This is a genomic window from Geminicoccus flavidas (assembly GCF_009806515.1).
GTDB lineage: Bacteria > Pseudomonadota > Alphaproteobacteria > Geminicoccales > Geminicoccaceae > Geminicoccus > Geminicoccus flavidus.
Genome location: NZ_WUJP01000516.1, coordinates 1 through 929, shown reverse-complemented (window position 1 = coordinate 929; position 929 = coordinate 1). Strand labels below are relative to the sequence as shown.

The window sequence follows — 929 nt, the reverse complement described above, 5'->3', positions numbered from 1 at the left end:
CGAGACCGGCGGGCGCTACCTGCCGGTCGATCCGGCCCTGCGCGCCCATGGGGTGAACGAGAGTCGCCCGCTCGACTTCTGCACCCCCTATGGCTGCTCCAAGGGTGCCGCCGACCAGTACGTGCTGGACTATGCCAAGAGCTTCGGCCTGCGCACCGCCGTCCTGAGGATGAGCTGCATCTACGGCCCCCGCCAGTTCGGCACGGAGGACCAGGGCTGGGTGGCCCACTTCCTGATCAAGGCGATGCGGGACGAGCCAATCACCATCTATGGCGACGGCAAGCAGGTGCGCGACATCCTGCACGTCCACGACGCGGTGGCGGCCTATCGCGGTCTGCTCGTCGGGATCGACCGAGTGAAGGGCCAGGCCTTCAATCTGGGCGGCGGGCCGTTCAACGCGGTGAGCCTCCATACCGTGCTGGCGGAGATCGCGACGCTCACCGGCAAGGAGGTCGCCTATGGCAAGGAGGCCTGGCGGACCGGCGACCAGCTCTACTTCGTGGCCGACACCCGCCGGCTGACCGAGGTGATCGACTGGCACGCGCGGATCGGCTGGCGCGAAGGGCTGCGCGACCTGGCTCGCTGGGTCAGCGCGGAACTGGGCCTGCCGCTGGCCGAGGGCCTGCCCGAGGTGCCGGCCGAGCCGGCCCAGCCCGCCGGGAGGAGGAAGCTGGCATGAGCCGGCCGCCGCACCGACCACCCTGCCCCAGCCCGAGCATCTGGCCGAACCCATGTCCGTCGATCTCCTGATGCGCCCGCGCCGGGTCATGATGACCGTGGATGCGGTGGGCGGGGTGTGGCGCTACGCCCTGGACCTGGCCGCCGGCCTGGAGGCCGAAGGAATCCGCACCCTGCTGGTCGGGTCCGGCCCGGCCCCGGACCCGCGGCGGCGCGCCGAATGCGCCGCCATCGGTGCCGAGCTGCACTGG

Annotated in this window: 1 protein-coding gene and 1 pseudogene; both read left to right on the top strand. The window is 71.5% G+C overall.

Features of this window, described 5'->3' with window-relative positions:
- Positions 1-679, top strand: a 679-nt coding sequence (locus tag EQG76_RS14540; RefSeq protein WP_159714715.1) for an NAD-dependent epimerase/dehydratase family protein, incomplete at its 5' end; no start/stop codon positions are given.
- 52 nt (positions 680-731) lie between these two features.
- Positions 732-929, top strand: a pseudogene (locus EQG76_RS14535) (glycosyltransferase family 1 protein); the annotation flags it as partial.